20 protein-coding genes are annotated in these 19,373 nt (G+C 73.6%); 7 read left to right on the top strand and 13 right to left on the bottom strand.

Annotation, left to right across the window (positions count from 1 at the left end):
* Positions 1-154 precede the first annotated feature (154 nt).
* On the top strand, positions 155-1,879 hold the full coding sequence (locus NLU66_RS06705; protein WP_259362159.1) for an HNH endonuclease: 1,725 nt from the start codon (positions 155-157) through the stop codon (positions 1,877-1,879).
* A 19-nt stretch (positions 1,880-1,898) separates the two neighbouring features.
* On the opposite strand, the gene NLU66_RS06700 is transcribed toward NLU66_RS06705, so the two are convergent.
* Together NLU66_RS06700 and NLU66_RS06695 are read right to left on the bottom strand one after the other, a co-directional pair.
* Positions 1,899-3,041, bottom strand: a complete 1,143-nt coding sequence (locus NLU66_RS06700; RefSeq protein WP_259362158.1) for a histidinol-phosphate transaminase — start codon at positions 3,039-3,041, stop codon at positions 1,899-1,901.
* 71 nt (positions 3,042-3,112) lie between these two features.
* Positions 3,113-4,060, bottom strand: coding sequence for an alpha/beta fold hydrolase (locus tag NLU66_RS06695; protein ID WP_259362157.1), 948 nt, complete (start codon positions 4,058-4,060; stop codon positions 3,113-3,115).
* Positions 4,061-4,144: 84 nt separating this feature from the next.
* Here NLU66_RS06695 and NLU66_RS06690 point away from each other — a divergent pair, with 84 nt between their 5' ends.
* The 3 genes from NLU66_RS06690 to NLU66_RS06680 all read left to right on the top strand — a co-directional run bounded on the left by NLU66_RS06690 (position 4,145) and on the right by NLU66_RS06680 (position 6,427).
* Entirely contained in the window at positions 4,145-4,537 is a 393-nt protein-coding gene (locus NLU66_RS06690; RefSeq protein ID WP_259362156.1) for a phage holin family protein, read from the top strand.
* 118 nt (positions 4,538-4,655) lie between these two features.
* On the top strand, positions 4,656-6,101 hold the full coding sequence (purB, locus tag NLU66_RS06685) for an adenylosuccinate lyase (protein WP_259362155.1): 1,446 nt from the start codon (positions 4,656-4,658) through the stop codon (positions 6,099-6,101).
* Positions 6,098-6,427 (top strand): metal-sensitive transcriptional regulator, encoded by a 330-nt coding sequence (locus NLU66_RS06680; protein WP_259362154.1) that lies wholly within the window; start codon positions 6,098-6,100, stop codon positions 6,425-6,427. Before purB ends, NLU66_RS06680 begins: the two co-directional genes overlap by 4 nt.
* 15 nt (positions 6,428-6,442) lie before the next feature.
* Here NLU66_RS06680 and NLU66_RS06675 read toward each other — a convergent pair whose 3' ends face one another.
* Complete coding sequence (locus NLU66_RS06675) at positions 6,443-7,144, bottom strand: SDR family oxidoreductase (protein WP_259362153.1); 702 nt, start codon at positions 7,142-7,144, stop codon at positions 6,443-6,445.
* Between the two features lie 63 nt (positions 7,145-7,207).
* Here NLU66_RS06675 and NLU66_RS06670 point away from each other — a divergent pair, with 63 nt between their 5' ends.
* Positions 7,208-7,969, top strand: a complete 762-nt coding sequence (locus NLU66_RS06670; RefSeq protein ID WP_259362152.1) for a CPBP family intramembrane glutamic endopeptidase — start codon at positions 7,208-7,210, stop codon at positions 7,967-7,969.
* Between the two features lie 30 nt (positions 7,970-7,999).
* Here NLU66_RS06670 and NLU66_RS06665 read toward each other — a convergent pair whose 3' ends face one another.
* The 10 genes from NLU66_RS06665 to mshD form a co-directional block, all read right to left on the bottom strand.
* Positions 8,000-8,323, bottom strand: a complete 324-nt coding sequence (locus NLU66_RS06665) for a rhodanese-like domain-containing protein (RefSeq protein WP_259362554.1) — start codon at positions 8,321-8,323, stop codon at positions 8,000-8,002.
* 73 nt (positions 8,324-8,396) lie between these two features.
* Entirely contained in the window at positions 8,397-9,749 is a 1,353-nt protein-coding gene (locus NLU66_RS06660) for an FtsX-like permease family protein (protein ID WP_259362151.1), read from the bottom strand.
* Positions 9,746-10,525 (bottom strand): ABC transporter ATP-binding protein, encoded by a 780-nt coding sequence (locus tag NLU66_RS06655; RefSeq protein ID WP_259362150.1) that lies wholly within the window; start codon positions 10,523-10,525, stop codon positions 9,746-9,748. Before NLU66_RS06655 ends, NLU66_RS06660 begins: the two co-directional genes overlap by 4 nt.
* Before the next feature lie 118 nt (positions 10,526-10,643).
* Positions 10,644-11,429, bottom strand: coding sequence for a phosphate ABC transporter ATP-binding protein PstB (gene pstB, locus NLU66_RS06650; protein WP_259362149.1), 786 nt, complete (start codon positions 11,427-11,429; stop codon positions 10,644-10,646).
* Positions 11,430-11,458: 29 nt separating this feature from the next.
* On the bottom strand, positions 11,459-12,622 hold the full coding sequence (gene pstA / locus NLU66_RS06645; protein ID WP_259362148.1) for a phosphate ABC transporter permease PstA: 1,164 nt from the start codon (positions 12,620-12,622) through the stop codon (positions 11,459-11,461).
* 4 nt (positions 12,623-12,626) lie between these two features.
* Positions 12,627-13,646 carry a phosphate ABC transporter permease subunit PstC gene (gene pstC, locus NLU66_RS06640; protein WP_259362147.1) on the bottom strand — a complete coding sequence of 340 codons (1,020 nt, stop codon included), beginning with the start codon at positions 13,644-13,646 and terminating at the stop codon, positions 12,627-12,629.
* 99 nt (positions 13,647-13,745) lie between these two features.
* Positions 13,746-14,885 carry a phosphate ABC transporter substrate-binding protein PstS gene (pstS, locus tag NLU66_RS06635; protein ID WP_259362146.1) on the bottom strand — a complete coding sequence of 380 codons (1,140 nt, stop codon included), beginning with the start codon at positions 14,883-14,885 and terminating at the stop codon, positions 13,746-13,748.
* 215 nt (positions 14,886-15,100) lie between these two features.
* Entirely contained in the window at positions 15,101-15,391 is a 291-nt protein-coding gene (locus NLU66_RS06630; RefSeq protein ID WP_259362145.1) for a DUF4190 domain-containing protein, read from the bottom strand.
* Between the two features lie 384 nt (positions 15,392-15,775).
* Positions 15,776-16,732 (bottom strand): NUDIX hydrolase, encoded by a 957-nt coding sequence (locus tag NLU66_RS06625; protein ID WP_259362144.1) that lies wholly within the window; start codon positions 16,730-16,732, stop codon positions 15,776-15,778.
* 2 nt (positions 16,733-16,734) lie between these two features.
* Positions 16,735-17,634 (bottom strand): mycothiol synthase, encoded by a 900-nt coding sequence (gene mshD, locus NLU66_RS06620; protein WP_259362143.1) that lies wholly within the window; start codon positions 17,632-17,634, stop codon positions 16,735-16,737.
* Positions 17,635-17,807: 173 nt separating this feature from the next.
* Between mshD and NLU66_RS06615 the strand changes: the two genes are divergently transcribed.
* On the top strand, positions 17,808-18,557 hold the full coding sequence (locus tag NLU66_RS06615; RefSeq protein WP_259362142.1) for a hypothetical protein: 750 nt from the start codon (positions 17,808-17,810) through the stop codon (positions 18,555-18,557).
* A 163-nt stretch (positions 18,558-18,720) separates the two neighbouring features.
* Entirely contained in the window at positions 18,721-19,368 is a 648-nt protein-coding gene (locus NLU66_RS06610) for an FABP family protein (RefSeq protein WP_259362141.1), read from the top strand.
* Positions 19,369-19,373: the final 5 nt, after the last annotated feature.

Raw genomic sequence — 19,373 nt, 5'->3', positions numbered from 1 at the left:
TCCCCACGACACCTCCATCCACATTCACAACACGAGCCTTGACATCTCAGATGCACACTGACCTCGCCCTATGTCGCCATCGTCCCGCAGGATCCCGTCCACAGATCCGTCGTACACCCTTTCGAAACGGGCCGACCCATGGGAGAATGGAGGCATGCCGACGACGCCCCGCTCCCCCGCCGCCCAGGAGGGCCCCACGCCCTTCCGGGCCACGGCCGCGAGCCTGCGCGACGGCGACCTGGCGGGACTCGGCCACCTGCTCGGGGACGTGGCGCACTGCCTCGCCGATCTCGCCGCGGAGCCGGGTGATCTCTTCGCCCCGGAGGCGCCCGCCACCCCAGCGGAGGCGGGCTCCCGCACCCTCGTCCACCTGCTCGCCGTCCAGCAGGACCTGCGCGCCGCGCTCCACGTGCTCGAGGCGCGCACGGCCGTGGCCCTCGAGGCGCAGACGCGTCGGGAGGTCGAGGCCCGCGCCCGGGACGAGGCCGCGCACGAGCAGGCCGCACTCCCGTCACCCACCGCGCTCGACGACCGCGCCGCCGCGATCGCGCGCCGCGACCTCTCGCTGATCACCCGCCGCTCCCCCGCGCACGCCGGGCGCGCCCTCGCCGTGGCCCACCGGCTCGTCGAGGAGATGCCGCAGGTCCGCACCGCGCTCGCCCGCCACCTCCTCTCCCCCGAGGTCGCCACCGCGCTCGCGACCGCGACCGCGACGGTCACCCCCGCGCAGCGCCGCGAGGTGGACGCCGTCCTCGGCGAGCGCCTGCCCTACCTCGACGGTGCCGGGCTGCGGGACTGGACGGACGAGGCCCACGGGATCATCGCGGGCCTCGACCCGGAGGGCGCGACCCTGCGCCACCGCCGGGCCCGTCGAACCCGATCCGTCACGCTCACCCCGGGGGCGGACGGCATGGCCCGGTTCTCCGCCCTGCTGCCCGCGGTCGACGCGCACCTCGTGCACAAGCGCCTCTCCCTCGAGGCGGAGCGTCGTCGCGCCGACGGCGCCTCGGACGGCCACGTGGCGATCATGGCCGACTCCCTCGTGGACACCGTGCTGGGACGCGAGGGCGCGATGGAGCAGGTCGAGCTCGACGTCGGCGTCATCATCACCGACCGCGCCCTGCTGCTGCCGGACTCCGGTGACCCCGCCCGCATCGCCGGCTACGGGGCCGTCCCGCCCGAGGCGATCCGCGAGCAGCTGCGCACCTGCCTCACGCCGCCCGCACCGTCCTCCGTCGACCACACCGTCGCTGATCCCTTCGGGGCCGACGGTCCCGCGGTGCGCGCGGTGCTGCGACGTCTGTACACGCATCCCACGAGCGGCGAGCTCGTCGCGGTGGAGTCCCAGGGTCGGGCCTTCCCGGCGGCGCTCGGTCGCTTCCTCACCTGGCGGGACACCTCCTGCCGCGGCCCGTTCTGCAACGCCGCCGCCCGCCAGCACGACCACGTGCACCCCCATGCACGGGGCGGGCCCACGAGCGCGAGCAACGGTCAGGAGCTCTGCGCCCACTGCAACGGCGAGGAGCAGCAGCTCGCGCGGGTCGAGACGATCGGTGCGGCGGCGGAGCATGCCGATCCGCCGGGCGGCACCGCACAGCAGCGCCCGTCCGAGGAGCGACGACCATCCGTGGAGCACAGGCCACCTGCGCACCGCGTGGCATGGACCGGGCACAGCGGCGTCACGCGCGTCACCGGGCCGCGCCCGCTGGTCCGCCCCCTGCCATCGGAACGCGCGCCGTCCCTCTCGGCGTCGCACGGCGCCTCGGCCCAGGAGAGGCTTCGGGCACACCTCCGTCGCCGCCGGCCGCCTGCGCCGGCACATCCGCTCGGGGTCGCCCTCGAGCGGCTCCTCGCCGGCCACCGGCCTCCCCGGGGGTGACGCTCCCGGGGAGAGAGGCTCAACGCCGGCCGGCGCGCTCCCGCCAGGCGGCGGCCGCAGAGATGAGCAGATCGCTCGCCTCCGCCTCGGCGATGGAGGCGCGCACACCGTCCGTGCCGTAGCTGCGCAGCACGACCCCCCGCTCCTCGGCGAAGGCGGCGAAGGCCGCGGAGTCCTCACCGAGAGGGAAGTAGACGAAGTTGCCCTGCGAGGCCGGGAGCTCCCAGCCCTGCGCGGCGAGGGCCGACTGCACCCGTTCGCGCTCGGAGCGGATCCACGCCGCCTGCTCGTCGAGCCGCTCCCGCACGGCGGGCTCCAGGGTCGCGAGGGCCGCGGCCTGCGCCGGCAGGCTCGCCCCGAAGGGCACCGTCACCTGGGACAGCGCACGCGCCAGGCGCGGGTGCGCGATCGCGTACCCGATCCGCAGGCCCGCGAGGCCCTGCATCTTCGAGAAGGTCCGCAGCACCACGACGTTCCCGTGGCGCCGGAACAGCGCGGCGGTGTCCAGCACCGTCCGCGGGTCGTGGAACTCGCGGTAGGCCTCGTCGATCGCGACGACGACGTCCACGGGCACCGACCCCAGGAACTCCTCGATCGCCTCCGTGGTGAGCGAGACGCCGGTGGGGTTGTTCGGGGTGCACAGCAGCACGAGCCGGGTGCGCTCGGTGATCGCCGCGGCCATCGCCGGGAGATCGTGCTCGAGAGCGTCGGTGAGCGGCACGGGGACGGAGGTCCCGCCGTGCGAGCCCACGAGGATCGGGTACGCCTCGAAGGAGCGCCAGGCGAAGACCACCTCGTCGCCGTCGCCCACGAGCGCCCGCACGAGGTCGCCGCTCACGGCGACCGCCCCTGTGGAGAGCACCACCTGGGCGGGGTCCACGCCGTGCTCCGCGCCGAGCGCCTCGCGCAGCTGCAGCGCGGCGGCGTCCGGGTACCGGTTCGTGCCCGACATCGCCGCGATCGCCGCGTCCCGCACCTCCGGCAGCGGCGGGAACGGCGACTCGTTCGAGGAGATCTTGAAGCGACGGCGCCCGTCGTCGGCCGGAGGCCTGCCGGCCACGTAGGCGGGGAGCTGCTCGAGGGCGGGCCGCACGCGGATAGACTCGACGGGCTGGGCAGGCTGGGGCTGGGCAGACTGGGGCTGGGCGGGCTCGGCGGGCATGCCGTCAGGGTATGCCGTCCCGACCCTGCCGACCGCCGCGTCCGTGGGGCGCGAGGAGCGGAGAGTGTCGCTCAGCCCAGCAGCCGCAGGATCTCCTCGACCACGAGCTCGGGCTGGTCGACGGGGACGAGGTGACCCGAGCGCTCCGCGGCGACGAACCGCCCCGCACCGCCGCCCGGTCCCGCGCCATCACCAGGTCCCGAGCTCAGGGCGGCGCGCTCGCGGTGCGCCGCGGTGAGCTCGTCCCGCAGCCGCCGGCCGAGCCCCTCGGGGCGTCTGCCCGAGATGACCGTGAGCGGCACCCCGCAGAGGTCCGGCGGGTCGAGCCGCAGATGCCGCAGGCCGCGCGTGATGTGGCGGGCCTCCTCACGCACGGTGCGCGCCGCCGCGGCGGTCGCGACGGAGGCGGCGGCCTGCTCGCGATGGGCCTCGGGCAGTCCGCGGGTCGCGGAACGCTGGAGGCGACGCAGCAGGTGCGCCCGGTCCAGCAGCACCATCGCGTGGCCCTGCACGCGGTTCATCACCTCGACCGTGGGGGTGAAGTACAGGTCGGCGAGCTCGTCCGCCGGGTCCACGAGCACCGCGCCGGCGACCGCGCGCCCCTGGGCGGCGAGGTCTGCGGCGAGCGTGCGCACCACGGGTCCGCCCCAGCTGTGGCCCACGAGCACGAGCCGACGGTGCGGCACCGCCGCGACGACCGTCCCGAGCTCCGCGGCAAGGGCGCCCAGGTCCCGGGGGCCGCCCGCCGGGTCGCTGGCCCCGTAGCCGGCACGGTCGTGGGCGAGCACCTGCAGGGGGCCGACGGGCCCGGCGAGGTCGACGGGGCCGACGGGGCCCTCACGATTCGCGAGGCCGTCGAGCACCGCACCCCAGCTCGCCGCCCCCGCCCCGAGCCCTGGCTCGAGCAGCACGAGGTCCGCCTCCGGGTCCCCCACCGCCGTCCCGTCCGTCGAGCCGACGGACCCCAGCAGGTGCACACGACGACCGTCGACGATCAGAGGGTGGGGGTGAGCGCTCATGCGCCGATCCTCGCAGCGCGATCCAGCGCCCGGCACGGGGATATCCCCCGTGCGCCCGCACGGGCCGACGGCGATGATGGGGGCATGCGATTCCTCGGCCACATCATCGTCACGTCCCTCGCCCTGTGGGTCACCGCCCTGATCCTGCCCGGCATGCACCTCGGCGACGACTCCGCCTCGATCCTCACCCAGGTGCTCACGATCGCGGCGATCGCCCTCATCCTCGCGATCCTCAACACGATCGTGAAGCCGATCCTGTCCCTCCTCGCCCTGCCGATCACGTGCCTGACGCTGGGTCTCTTCCAGCTCGTCATCAACACGCTGATCCTGCTGCTGACCAGCTGGGTCTCCGGACTGTTCGGTCTCACGCTGGCCTTCGACACCTTCTGGTGGGCGCTGCTCGCGGGGGTCATCATCGGCATCCTCTCCGCGATCGTGGAGGCCATCACGGGGATCGGCGACCGCGAGGACGCCTGACCCCGGGGACGCGCCGCGTCCTCCGACGCGGCGCGTCCCACCCCTTCCCCCGTCCCTGCCCGGCCCGACCCCCGGGCAGGGGCCGACGGCGGCCCGCATCTCTGGGAGAATCACCCCCATGGCTCACTCCTTCGCGGACATCACTCCCCCGATCGCCCTCACCCCGCTCGACGGGCGCTACCGCTCGCAGGTGGCCCCGCTCGTGGACCACCTCTCCGAGGCGGCCCTGAACCGTGCGCGGCTCGTCGTCGAGACCGAGTGGGTCATCCACCTCCTGGACCGCGAGGCGATCCCGGGCCTGCGCACCCTCACCGAGGACGAGCGCACCCTGCTGCGCTCCATCCCCGAGGAGTTCGGCGCCGAGGGCATCGCCGAGCACGCCGAGATCGAGCGCGAGACCGTGCACGACGTCAAGGCCGTCGAGTACTACATCAAGCGCCGCCTCGCCGGCACGAGCCTCGAGCCGCTCGCCGAGATCGTGCACATCTACTGCACGAGCGAGGACGTCAACAACCTCTCCTACGCGCTCATGGTGCGCGGGGCCGTGCACGACGTGTGGCTGCCCGCCTACGAGGCCGTCATCGGCGACCTCGCCCAGCTCGCCCGGGACACCGCGGAGGTCCCGATGCTCTCCCGCACCCACGGCCAGCCGGCGACCCCGACGACGCTCGGCAAGGAGCTCGCGGTGTTCGTGCACCGCCTGAGCCGCCAGGCGCGGCGGATCCCCGCCAATCAGATCCTCGGCAAGATCAACGGCGCGACCGGCACCTACGCCGCGCACGCGATCTCGGTGCCGGGCACGGACTGGGAGGAGGTCTCGCGCAGCTTCGTCGAGCACCTCGGCCTCACCTGGAACCCGCTGACCACCCAGATCGAGTCCCACGACTGGCAGGCGGAGATCTACGCGGACGTCGCCCGCGCCGGCCGCATCCTCCACAACCTCGCGACGGACGTCTGGACCTACATCTCGCAGGGCTACTTCCGCCAGCGCCTCTCCGCGCAGGGCGGCACGGGCTCCTCGACGATGCCCCACAAGGTCAACCCGATCCGCTTCGAGAACGCCGAGGCGAATCTCGAGATCTCCGGCGCCCTGCTGGACTCGCTGTCGCAGACCCTCGTCACCTCGCGCCTCCAGCGCGACCTCACCGACTCGACCACGCAGCGCAACATCGGCACGGCGCTGGGGCACTCGCTGCTCGCGATCGCGAACCTCCGCAAGGGCCTCGCCGGGCTCGACGTGGACCCGGACGCGATGGCGGCGGACCTCGAGGGCAACTGGGAGGTGCTCGGCGAGGCCGTCCAGTCCGTCATGCGCACCCTCGGCGTGCAGGGCACCACAGGCATGGACAACCCCTACGAGCGGCTCAAGGAGCTCACCCGCGGCCACCGCGTCACCGGCGAGGGCATGCGCGAGTTCATCGAGGGCCTGGGACTGCCCGACGCCGAGCGCGACCGCCTGCTGGCCCTCTCCCCCGCGACCTACACCGGGTACGCGGCGCGGCTCGTCGGCCACCTCGGCGAGGACCCCGTCGGGGGCGGCACCGGGGGGTCGACCGCGTCATGACCGCTCCGGAGGCGGCCGCCCACGGCGACCACGGCACGCACGGGGATCCCGGGTACCAGGACTCCAAGGCCGCCTACCTGCGACGGCTGAGGCTCATCGAGGGGCAGGTGCGCGGGATCGGCCGGATGGTCGAGGAGGACACCTACTGCATCGACGTCCTCACCCAGGTCTCCGCGGCGACGAAGGCGCTGCAGTCGGTGGCGCTCGGTCTCGTGGACGACCACATCCACCACTGCGTGCACGATGCCGCGGAGTCCGGGGACTCCGCGGAGCTGGACCGCAAGATGGAGGAGATCATGGCCGCCGTGAAGCGGCTCATGAAGTGACGCGGTCCCGCGCGCTCAGCGCGGCCGGACGCTGAGCTCGTCGATGCTCGCCTCGGCCGGCAGGTCCAGCGCGAGGCGCACGGTCGCGGCGACCGTCGCGGGGGCCACGTAGTCGCTCTCGCGGTACTCGCCCTGCTCGAAGTCCCGCAGCTGGCGCTGCATGTCCGTCGCGACCCGTCCCGGGTGCACGGAGGTGACCCGCACACCGTGGCCGCGCTCCTCGTCGCGCAGGGCGTCGGTGAGGGCGCGCAGCGCGAACTTCGAGGCCGCATAGGCGCCGCCCCCGCCCTTGGCGGTGTAGCCGCTGCCGGAGTTGATCGTGACGACGGTGCCGCGGATTTCCCGCAGCGCGGGCAGCAGGAGCCGCGTCAGCTCCGCGACGGCGGTGACGTTCACGGTGAGCGACCGGGTCCAGTCCGCCGTGGAGAGGTCCTCGACCCGGCCGCTGACGAGCACGCCCGCGGAGTGCACGAGGCCGTCGAGTCCGCCGGGGAGGGCGAGGGCGCCGACGGCGGCCGCCGTCGCGGCGGGATCCGTGAGGTCGGCGACGAAGGTCTCCGCGGCGGGGAGCTCCGCGGCGAGCGCGGTGAGCGCCGCCTCGTCACGGCCGCCGAGCACGAGGTGGTGGTCCGGGGCGAGGGCGAGCGCGATCTCGCGACCGATCCCCCGGTTCGCACCGGTGACGAGGACGCGCGGGAGGGCAGTGCTGTCGTTCATGCCCCGAGTCTGCCACCGGTGCCGCCGCTGATCCTGCCGCTGCGCGGTGGGAGCATGTGCCCCATGGAACCCGTCTCCCCCACCCGGGGACTGCTGCGCGCCGAGCTGCTCATCGTGCTCGGGCTGTCGCTGGGCCGCAGCGCCGTCTACTCGCTCATCGCGCTCGTCCAGGCCCTCGCCTCGGGACCGCTCGCCGGGCAGTCGACCTCCCTGAACACCTCGCAGGCGCGCGACCCGTGGCTCGACCTGCTCTACCAGCTGCTCTCGATCGGCTTCACGCTCGTGCCGGCGGCGCTCGCGGTGCTGCTGCTCGCGCTCACCGCGGGGAGCCTCGCCCAGGCGATCGGCGACCTGGGGCTGGACCTGCGCCGGCCGGGCCGCGACCTGTGGCAGGGCGTCGCGATCACGGCGGCGATCGGCGTGCCCGGCCTCGCCTTCTACCTCGTGGGACGGGCCCTCGGGATCACGGTCGAGGTGATCCCCGCGGCCCTCGACGCGCACTGGTGGACGATCCCGGTGCTCCTCCTGCAGGCCCTGAAGAACGGGATCATCGAGGAGGTGGTCGTGGTCGGCTATCTCGTGCAGCGGCTCGAGCGCCTGGGCTGGTCGGGCCGGCGCATCGTCGTGGTCTCCGCGGTGATCCGCGGGGCGTACCACACCTATCAGGGCCTCGGCCCGGGCGTCGCGAACCTCGTCATGGGGCTCGTGTTCGCGCAGTGGTTCCGCCGCACCCGGCGCACCGCGCCGCTGATCGTCGCGCACACGCTCATCGACGCCTTCGCCTTCGTGGGCTACGGCCTCGTCAAGGACGTGCTCCCGCTGTAGCCCGGCTCCGCGGCCGGCCGACGGCGGGGCTCAGAGCACGTACGGCTCCCCCTCGCCCTCGGAGACCATCGGCAGGCCCGACTCGAACCAGAGGTCCATGCCGCCCACGACGTTGATCGCGTCGTACCCGTTGCCGTTGAGCCACTGGGTCACCTGGGCGCTGCGGCCGCCGGAGCGGCACACGATGTACAGGTCGCCCTCCTCGGGCAGCTCGTCGAGCTTCTCGAGCAGCCCGCTCGCGGCGAGGTGCGTCGCCGTGGGGGCGTGCCCGGCGTCCCACTCGTTCTGCTCGCGCACGTCGATCAGGTGGGCGCCCTCGGGCACCTCGGCGGGGGTGACGACCTGGTTCTGCATCTCCATGGCGTCCAGCGTAGTGGGGCGGGGCGCGCGATGGGGAGGCGGGGATCCCCGCCTCCCCGCCTCCCGATCAGACCCGCACGCCGCGGCGGACGAGCGGCGCCGAGACCGCGACCGCGCCGAGCACGAGCACGTACGCCCCGATCACGGTCGCCAAGTACTGCACGAGCGCCGCGGGGTCCGGCGTCGAGGCGCCGACGGTCGCGACGACGACCAGCAGGGCCGTCCCCGCCGCGAGCACGGAGCTCAGCAGCACGGGAAGGAGCGCCTGCAGCATGCGCGCCCGCTGCAGCTGACCCACCTGCGCGCCGGCCACGTGCTGGGCCCGCAGCACGGGCATCTCGTCGATCACCTGCGCGGTGCGGGTGATCCCCGTGGAGATCGCGGCGAGCACCGCGGCGATCGCGAGGGTGAGCAGGCCGCCCGTGCTCATCGCGGTCATGAGGATCGCGTCCTCCGGCGTCGAGGCCTCGCCGAGGCTCGAGAGCACCGTGAGCAGACCGGCGACGACCAGGGCGATCGTGATCCCGGAGACGGTGCGCCAGGCGCCGCGGGGATCCGCGGCGAGCCGGCGCGCGGCGACGAGCAGCCCGGCGGTCGGGGCCGTGGCCGCGAGGGCCCGGGCGAGCAGCCACACCACGAGCGGGCCGACCACGTTGACCCCGGCGACGACGCCGCCCACCAGCACGATCATGATGATCAGCATCCCGGCCAGTCCCGCGACCGCGGTGACCAGCTGGGCCAGCTGGGTCACGGCGACCAGCAGCACGATCAGCACCGCCCACACCGCGAGGCGCAGCAGGCTCATACGCACCGTGCGGGACTCCCGCGCCACCCCGAGCGGGCTCAGCACGACCCCGGCGAGCGCGACCGCCGCGGAGCCCAGGGCGACCAGCAGGATGCCGAGCACCACGAGCGGGTAGGCCCACACGGGCAGCAGCAGCTCCCCCACGGTGAACGGGGCGATCCCGAAGTCGAGCGCGGTGAGCGCGGGGGTCACCGCGAGGTGCGCGAGCACGCCGAGCACGGAGCCCAGCAGCGCCTGCGCGGCGACGTCGAGCAGCGCGATCCCGCCCACCTGGGCGGAGGTCCCGCCCACCAGGCGCATCGCGGCGAGGTCCCGTTCGCGGCGGGCGAGGGACAGCCGTGCGGCGGCACCGCCGAAGCCGACGGCGCTCGGCACCAGCAGCACGCTCGCCGTGAGCGCGCAGAAGGCGAGCATGCCCATGATCGAGTCCTCCCCCGTCGTCGACCCAGTCGATGGGTCCATCGCCCCCGCGGGCATGCGGCCCACGAAGGCGAGCAGCCCGCCGAGGACGGTCGCGGTGATCGCCGTGGAGGCGGCGAAGGCGAGGACGGGCAGCACGTCCGCGAGGGCGCTGCGTCGGCGCAGCAGCAGCGGCGCGGCGGCGAGGACGCTCATCGCCCCTCCCCCGCACGCTGGAACTCCTGGACGATGACGCCGTCGCGCATGGCGACCGTGCGCCGGCAGACGGCCGCGACCTGGGGGTCGTGGGTCACCATGACGAGGCTCGCCCCGGAGTCGCGGCAGGCGCCCACGAGCACCTCCAGCACGGAATGGCCCGTGGCCTGGTCCAGGGCGCCGGTGGGCTCGTCGGCGAAGACGACCTGCGGACGGCCCGCGAGGGCGCGGGCGATCGCGACGCGCTGCGCCTGGCCGCCGGAGAGCTGGCCGGGGCGGCGATCGTGCATGCCCGCGAGACCGAGGCGGTCCAGCCAGCCGCGGGCGTCGGCCGTCGCGGTGCGGCGCGGCGTGCCCGCGAGCATCCGCGGCAGGATCACGTTCTCGAGCGCGGTCAGCTCGGGCAGCAGACGCCCCTCCTGGAAGACGAAGCCGAAGGCGCTGCGCCGCAGCCGCGTGCGGGCCGCGTCGGGCAGGGAGGAGAGGTCGGTGCCGTCGTGGTGCACGGTGCCCGCCGAGGGGCGGAGGATCCCGGCGAGCACGTGCAGGAGCGTCGTCTTGCCGCAGCCCGAGGGGCCCATGATCGCGAGGGAGTCCGCCCGGGCGATGTCGAGGTCCACCCCGGCGAGCGCGCGGGTCGTGGGGCCCTTCTGACCGGCGTCCCCGAAGTCGCGGACGAGGGAGCGGGCGGAGAGCACGGCCGGACCGGCGTGGGGGCCGACGGCGGGGCCGGGCTCGGACGGGGAGCGGTAGGTGGAGGGGATCGCTGTGGTCATGGCACGAGCATCCGTCGCGGCCCCCGGGACGCGCGTCGGCCCCGGGATCGATCTCCCGGGGCCGACGTCAGACCGTGGTGTGAGGCGGGGCTCCTCCCAGGGGGAGTCCCGCCGCCGCTCACCCGAAGCGACCGGAGATGTAGTCCTCGGTCTGCTTGTTCTCCGGGTTCGTGAACATCTTCTCGGTGTCGTCGAACTCGATGAGGTGGCCCGGCTTGCCGGTGCCGGCGATGTTGAAGAAGCCCGTGCGATCGGAGACGCGCGAGGCCTGCTGCATGTTGTGGGTCACGATGACGATCGTGTAGTTGTCCTTGAGCTCATGGATGAGGTCCTCGATCGCGAGGGTCGAGATCGGGTCCAGGGCCGAGCACGGCTCGTCCATGAGCACCACCTCGGGGCGCACCGCGATGGTGCGGGCGATGCACAGGCGCTGCTGCTGACCGCCGGAGAGGCCCATGCCGGGCTTGTCGAGACGGTCCTTGACCTCGTTCCAGAGGTTCGCGCCCTGGAGCGAGGACTCCACGAGCTCGTCGGCGTCGCGCTTGCTGATGCGGCGGTTGTTGAGCTTCACGCCGGCGAGCACGTTGTCGCGGATCGACATCGTGGGGAACGGGTTCGCCTTCTGGAAGACCATGCCGACGCGGCGGCGCACGTTCACCGGGTCCACGCCCTGGGCGTAGATGTTCTCGCCGTTGATCTCGACGGTGCCCTTCGCGTAGGCGCCCGGGATCACCTCGTGCATCCGGTTCAGGGTGCGCAGGAAGGTCGACTTGCCGCAGCCGGAGGGGCCGATGAGCGCGGTCACCGAGCGCGGCTGGATCGTCACGTTGACGTCCTCCACGGCGAGGAAGTCGCCGTAGTAGATGTTGAGGTCCTCGACGGTGATGGGCTGGGGGGCTGCCATCTCGTGTGTCCTTTCGCGGTCCCGCCGCCTCAGCGGCTGAGCTTCGGGGAGAAGTAGTGGCTGATGAGGCGGGCGATGAGGTTGAGCACCATGACGATCACGATGAGCGTGAGCGCGGCGGCCCAGGCCCGGTCGATGTTCGTCGTGACCGAGCACGAGTACACGTCGCCGTTGACCACATTGGTGACGGTGTCGGTGCGGCACTGGGCGCTGCCCGCACGGTACTGCTGGTTGATGAAGGTCGGCAGGGTGGCCATGCGCCCGTCGAACATGCTCCAGTTGATGCCGGTGACCATGCCGACCGTGAGCAGCAGCGGCGCGGTCTCACCGATCACGCGCGCGATGGCCAGGGTGATGCCGGTCGTCAGGCCCGCGATCGAGGTGCGCAGCACGACCCGCACCACGGTGAGCCACTTCGGCACGCCCAGCGCGTAGGCCGCCTCGCGCAGGTCCAGCGGCACCAGGCGCAGCATCTCCTCGCTCGAGCGGACCACCGTCGGGATCATGAGCAGGGACAGGGCGACGGAGCCCATGATGCCCATGCGCACGCTCTGGTCCGGCATGAAGGCGAGGAACAGCGCGAGGCCGAACAGGCCGGCGACGATCGACGGGATACCGGTCATGATGTCGACGAGGAAGGTGACGCCCTTGGCGAGCGTGCGCTTCCAGCCGGTCGAGGAGTACTCCACGAGGAAGATCGCCGTGAACAGGCCGATCGGGATCGAGATGACCGAGGCCCAGAAGGTGATGAGCAGGGTGCCGATCGCGGCGTGGAGCACGCCGCCGGCGTCGGCCCCGCCGATGACCCCGGACATGTCCGAGGTCCAGAAGGCGAAGGGGTGCGGCGCGGCCTTCACGACCCGCGAACCGCCCTCGACGAGGACCTTCCACAGCAGCGAGAGCAGCGGGAACAGCGCGATCGCGAAGGCGCCGATGACGAGCAGCATGACCACGCGGTCCGCGGCCCAGCGCCGGCCCTCGCGGACCCGCGAGTAGACGTAGGTGACGACCAGGTGCAGGACGTAGCCCAGCAGGATCACGCCCACGATCGACAGGTTCCCGAACGTGGCGAGGATCAGGGCGGCGAGCACGAGGGAGGCGGCGCCCGTCAGCAGCAGGTGCCAGAGGGGCAGGCGGCGCTCGGCGGCCCGCGCCCCGGAGAGGGTGCTCGCAGTGGTGGTGGCGGTGCTCATGGGCTCAGCCCTTCACGGTCGTGCGGGAGACGATCCACCGGGCGATCGCGTTGATGATGAACGTGAGCACGAACAGCACCAGGCCGGTGTAGATCAGGTAGGACATGTCCGCCCCGGAGGACTCCGCCTGCTTGGAGGCGATGTTCGCGGCGATCGTGTTGTGCATGCCGACCTCGAGGATGTGCCACGAGAAGGTGGCGCCCGGCGCGAGGATCATGAGCACGGCCATCGTCTCGCCGAGGGCGCGGCCGAGGCCCAGCATCGACGCGGCGACGACGCCCGAGCGGCCGAAGGGCAGCACCACGGTCCTCACGACCTCGAAGCGGGTCGCACCGAGCGCGAGCGCCGCCTCCTCCTGGAGCCGCGGCACCTGGAGGAACACCTCGCGGGACATGGCAGTGATGATCGGCAGGATCATCACCGCGAGCACGACGGCGGCGGAGGCCAGGTTCCGCATGGGGGCGGTCGGATCGCCCGCGAACAGCGGGATGATCGCCTCGCCGGAGGGGACCAGCGGCACCCATGAGGGCCACACGAGCGTCTGGTTGAGGAAGACGTACAGCGGCTCGAGGCGGGGCACGAGCCAGACGCCGCCCCACAGGCCGTAGACCACGGAGGGCACGGCCGCGAGCAGGTCGATCATGTAGCCGAGCCCGGCGGCCATGCGGCGGGGAGCGTAGTGCGAGATGAACAGCGCGATGCCGATCGAGACGGGGATCGCGATGACGAGCGCGATGAGCGCCGCGAGCACCGTGCCGAAGATGTACGGCGCGACCCCGCCGATCAGCGAGAAGGCCGGGTCGGCGGTGCCGAAGATCCCGGCGAGCTCCTTGCTCTCCCGGAAGGCGGGCATCGACTCCGCGGTCAGGAAGATCGCGACGAGCGCGAGGGTCACGAAGATCAGGATCCCGGAGCCGACGCTCAGGGCGGAGAAGAGGGTGTCGCCGAAGCGACGGCCGCCGCTCCTCAGGGAGGGCTGCTCGGGCGCCTCCGGTGCATCCGGGGCGACGTCGGTGCTGCTCACGATGGGCCTTCCTCGAGGATCACGGGACGGGGAGCGCGGCCGTGCCGCCGGGTCGTGGAACGGCCCGGCGGCACGGCGGTGCGCGCAGTGTGCAGGATGTCAGCCGACGGCGATCGCGTCGATCGCGGCCTGCGCCTCGGAGGAGAGCTCGTCGGAGAGCGGGGCGGCGCCCGCGTTGTCCGCGGCGGCCTTCTGGCCATCGGCGGAGACGATGTAGGAGGCGTAGGCCTTCACCGCGTCGCCCGTGGCCTGATCGGCGTAGGAGCCGCAGACCGCGAGGTAGGAGACGAGCACGAGCGGGTAGGCGCCGGACTCGGTGGTCTTGCGGTCGAGCTTCACGACGATGTCGTGGTCCTCGCGGCCCTCCTCGCGCGGGGAGGCGTCGACGGCCTTGGCGGCGGCGTCGGCCGAGTAGGGGACGTACTCCTCGCCGACCTTGATCGCGGCGGTGCCGAGCTCGCCGGCCTGCGAGGCGTCGGCGTAGCCGATGGTGCCGTTGCCGCCCTGGACGGTGGAGATGAGGCCGGAGGTGCCCTCACCGGACTGACCGCCCGAGGTGGGCCACTCCTCGACGGGGCCGTCGGTCCAGACGTCGCCCGCGGTCTCGGAGAGGTACTCGGTGAAGTTCTCCGTGGTGCCGGACTTGTCCGAGCGGTGCACGGGGACGATGTCGAGGTCCGGGAGCGTCGCGTCCGGGTTCTCCTTGGTGATCGCCTCGTCGTTCCACTTGGTGATCTTGCCGGAGAAGATCCCGGCGATGGTCTCCGGGGAGAGGTTCAGCGAGTCGACGCCGTCGAGCTTGAAGACGACCGCGATCGGGGAGATGTAGACGGGCAGGTCGAACGCCTGCTCACCGTTGCAGACCTCCTTGGAGGAGGCGAGCTCCTCCTCGGTGAGGGCGGCGTCGGTGCCCGCGAAGGCGGCCTGGTTGGAGAGGAACTGCTCACGGCCGGTGCCCGAGCCCACGGAGTCGTAGGTGACGTTGAGCGAGCTGCCCTGGCCCTGGGCGATCCCCATGAAGGACTCGGTCCAGGCGGTCTGGGCGTTCTGCTGCGAGGAGGCGCCGGCGCCCGTGAGGTTGCCGGTGAGCGAGGCGTAGTCGCCGGACGCCGCGGCGCCGCCGTTGTCGGAGCCGGTGCCGGAGGCCGTGTCCGAGCCGCCGCCGCAGGCGGTCAGGGCGAGCCCGCCCACGAGGCCGAGCGCGGCGAGGGAGGCGAGCTTGTTCTGGCGAACGTTCACTGCGAGTCCTTTCGGGGGCCGGAGCCCGGACTGTTCCGTCGAAGGTCTGGAGGTCTGACGGCAGTGACGGTAGGGAGGGGAGGTGACGGGGTTCCCCCACGCGCATGAACATCGGGTGAACGGGATCCGCATCTCGGTGAACGTGCAGGTCAGATGAACGAATCGTCTACGTCACAGGTTTGGTCACGGTCCGGTCACAGGACCTGCGGCGGGCGTCAGTAGTCCGTCGGGACCGTCGCCACGAGCACGAACATGAGGACGATGTAGACGATCCAGAACGCGAGCAGCAGCGTGCCGAGGATCGACGTCACCAGACCCGCGATCGCGAGGCCGCGACCGCCCTGCACGGGCACCGCCCCGGGCGCCGTCCGGCGCATGGCGATGATCGAGAAGATCAGGCCGACGGGCCCGACGATGCCCTGGCACAGCGTGAGGGAGAGGATCCCGAGCACGAGCGCGGCGATCGCGCTGCCGGCCGTGGGCGGCGCCACCGCGTAGGCGGGCATGCCGTAGCCCGCGGCACCGTACCCCGCCGTCGCGTAGGCAGGGGCGGCGTAGGCGGCGTCGGCGGGCGCGGCGACGGGCGAGCCGCCGAACTCCGGCCCGAAGCCCGGCGAGGCGAGCTGGTCCTCACCGCCCGCGGCGGAGCTCGTCGTCGCGTACGGGTCGTACGCGCCGTAGGGGTCGGGGGCGGAGGACGTGGAGGTAGGGGTCGGAGGAGGAGTAGGGATCGGAGGTGCCGTACCCCCAGCTCCCGTCGCCGCCCTGGCCGCCGCTGTGTCCGTCGCTCATCGTCGCCCCGTCTCCCCTCGTCCCCGGATCGGTGGTTCCCCGGGGTCCAGCCCCGCATGCTACCGGCCGTGCGGGGGCGCCCGCCCGGCCCGTCCCGATCAGCCGATGTTCGGGAGATGGCGCTCGATCGCGACGACGCTGCCGGAGGGCGTCGTGTGCAGCACGAGCGCCTCCCCCGCGGCGAGGTACGGGTCCTGGCGCGGCAGCTCGAGCGCCGCCCCGCGGGCGGAGACCCGGCGCACCGACTCGATGATCGTGGGCAGCACCGGGCGGTGCGTGCACACGACCGTCGCGCGCGCCTCGTGCATGACCCGCTCGACCACGGCGGCCGTGCGCGAGGGCCGGTCCGCATGGCCGGCCTCGGTCAGCTCGGCCTTGGTGCGCACGTCCAGGCCCGCGTCCTTCGCGAAGGGCTCGACCGTCGTCCGGCATCGCTTCCAGGGGCTCGAGAGGATCCGTGAGGGGTCGAAGGCGTCGAGCAGCGGCGGCAGGGCCTGCGCCTGCTTCTTCCCCTTGCCGCTCAGCGGCCGGCTCTTCTCGCCCTTGCTCTCGCCCTTGCGCCACTTCGCGCGGGAGACGGCCGCCGCGTGCCGCTGGATGATGATCGGCACCGTGCGCAGCTCGTCGGCGTCGAGGTGGCGGCGCAGCGACTCGACCGTCACCACGTCGCTCTGCCGGGTGAGCAGGGCCGTCGCCTCGTCGAGGTCCACCCAGCGCACCTCGTCGATCTCGCGCGGGTTCTCCGGGCCGGGCGCGACCTTCGCCCGCACCGTCGCCGTCCAGTACTGGACGATCTTCGTGCGGCCGTCGGGCAGCAGGTACACGGAGGCGGGGAGCGGTCGGTGCAGCCGCACGCGGTAGCCCGTCTCCTCGGCGACCTCCCGCACGGCCGCGGCGGGGAAGGTCTCCCCCTTGTCGAGCTTGCCCTTGGGCACCGACCAGTCGTCGTAGCGGGGACGGTGCACGAGCATGACCTCCACGCCGGAGGCGCCCTCGCGCCAGGCGAGGGCGCCGGCGGCGAGGACGGGCGGCGGGGTCCCGGGGGCGACGCGCACCCTCAGCCCTCCGTCGCCCGGCGCAGCTGCAGGTGCCGGCCCGAGACGCTGAACCCCCAGCGCTCGTACAGGGCCAGCGCGGGGGCGTTGTCCCCCTCGACGTACAGCTCGACGCCGGGGACGCCGCGCTCCGCGAGCCGCTGCAGGGCGGTGCCCAGCAGGTGCCCGGCCACCCCGTGACCCTGTGCGGAGGGCGCCGTCGCGACGACGTAGATCTCCGCGTCAGGGAGCTCCGCGTCAGGGAGCTCCGCGTCGGGGCTCTGCTCCCGCTTGACCCAGACGAAGCCGGCGAGGCCCTCCGGTGTGCGCGCGAGGACCATGTCCTCCGGGTCGAACCAGGGCTCGGCGAGGCGCTCGTCCAGGTCCTCCCGGGTGAGCGCGCCCTGCTCGGGATGGGAGGCGAAGGCCGCGGCGTTCAGGGCGACCCAGTCCTCGGCGTCACGCCCCGCATCGAAGGAGGTCACCTCGACGCCCGGGAGGTCCGTGGCGGGCACCGGGGGCAGCGGGTGCTCGGCGTCCAGCGGACGGCGCAGCACGAGCAGCAGCCGCTCCTGGCGCAGGCCCTGGCCCTCGAGCAGGGCGACGGCGCCGGGCAGCGCCCCGTGCGCCCAGACCCCGGCGTCGGGTCGCCGCTCGAGCACGGCCGCGAGCAGCGAGGTGCCGAGCCCGGTGCGGCGGTGGGAGGGGTCGACCATGCCCTGCACGGTCCCGTCCTCGAGCAGGCTCGCGTAGCCGGTGACGGCGGCGCCGTCCTCGATCAGGAGATGGGTCGCCCCCTCGCCGCGGAGGGCGAGCCGGGCCGCCTCGTCGAGCGGGGAGATCCCGTCGTGTGCGATGACGGCGGTCAGCAGCGACTCGATCGCGCCGCGCCGCTGGGCCGACAGGGCATCCGTCGTGATCATGTGGTCCTTCCGATGCGCACGATGCCGCCCCGGGGAGCGGGCGCTCGTAGACTGCCCACTGTAGCGCCCGACCGCCGCCCCGCCGGAGGCCGGCCGCGACCCCGCCCCGAGCGCGTCCCGACGACGTCCCGGGCACGATCGAGAAGGCCACCGAGAAGGCTGAGGAGTCCCGCATGACCGCACCCGAGCGCGCACCCCTCGGTGCCGCCCTGGCGCTCCTCATCGCCCTGGTCGCCCTCACCGGTCCCCTCTCCCCCGTCCTCATGGCGGTCGTCGCGGGGGCCCTCGCGCTGCTGCTCGGCGCCGCCTGGCCGGACCTGCTCGAGCTGCCCTCGCCGCGCGGCACGCGGATCGTCGTCGCGGGGTCCGGGATCGTGGGCGCCGCGCTCACGGTGCTCGCGCCCGAGAGGCTCACCCCCGTCACCTCCCTGCTCGTCGTGACCGCGGTGGGCGTCTTCGCCTCCTTCGGCCACCAGATGCTGCGCAGCGACCGCCACGACCTCACGAGCTCGCTCACCGGCACCGTCGCGGGCGTGCTCCTCGCCGCCGTCGCCTCGTGCTGGGCGATCGCCCAGGAGATCTCCACGGCCGCCGGCGGCTCGCTCCTGGTCACCGCGATCGCCACCGGCCTCGCCGCGACCCTGCTCCTGGACGCGACCTCGCTGCCCGTGCTGCCGCGCACGCTCCTCGCCGTCCTCGCGGGCACGGGGATCACCGCCCTGCTCGCCGTGCAGCTCGGCGCGATGGCCGCCCTCCCGGCCGCCGGTCTCGGCGCGCTCGTCGCGGTCGCCGCGAGCTGCACCCACCTCCTGCTGGGCTCCTCCCTCGTGGCCCGGGAGCCGGTCGCCGCCCTCGGCGTCGCCGCGGGGCCCGTCGCGACGGCGGGCGTCATCGCCCACCTCGCCGCGGCGATGCTCACCTGAGCACCCGCCCCTGAGCCCCTGTGCGGCCGCGGAGTCGATACACTGCGGGGCATGTCCTTCCTCTCCCTGTTCTTCCTGGTGCTCGTGGTGCTCGTGGGGCTCGGCACGCTCGCCTTCACGGTGCTCGTGCTCTCCCGCCTCTTCGACCGCCGCTGAGGCCGTCGTGCCGATCACGCTCGACCCGTCCCTCCCCCCGTCGCTCTACCCGCTCGCGTGGCTCGTGGGCTCGTGGCAGGGCTCCGGCGCGGTGCACCACGGCGAGGACGCCGCGGACCAGCGTGTGGAGCAGCAGCTGCGCTGCGAGCCCCGTGAGGACGGCACCCTCGCGTGGACCTCGGTGATCCACGTGATCGACGCCCCCGCCCCGCTCCCGCCCACGAGCGCCTTCGCGAAGGAGGAGCCGGCCGCGCCCGCTCCCTCCGGCAGCGGGCAGCGCTCGCTGCTGCTGCGCGAGAGCGGCGTCTGGACCGTCGGCGAGCCGCTCCCCGGCCAGGACCTCGAGCGGGCCCGCACCGCGAAGCCCGGCTCCCCCGAGGCCACCCTCTCCTACGCCCTCACCGCCGAGCTCGAGAGCGGCGACGGCGCCGGCTCGTGGGCCGGCGAGGTGCGCGGTCCGCGCATCCAGCTCGCCCTCGCCGACGGCGACGGGCCCGCCCCCGCCGTGGGCGTCTCCCACCCGCGGCTCGCCGCGACCCGCATGCTCGGGTACGTGGGCGGCCGCCTCATGTGGCTGTGGGAGCGCCGCGACGAGAGCGCCGGCGCGGGGGGCGAGCTCGCCCCGTACCTCTCCCTGGAGCTCGACCGTGCCTGACCCCG

The organism is Brachybacterium sp. NBEC-018 (assembly GCF_024860185.1).
GTDB classification, from domain to species: domain Bacteria; phylum Actinomycetota; class Actinomycetes; order Actinomycetales; family Dermabacteraceae; genus Brachybacterium; species Brachybacterium rhamnosum.
Note: the sequence above shows the minus strand (reverse complement) of the source record. Positions and strands in the feature narration are given on the sequence as shown.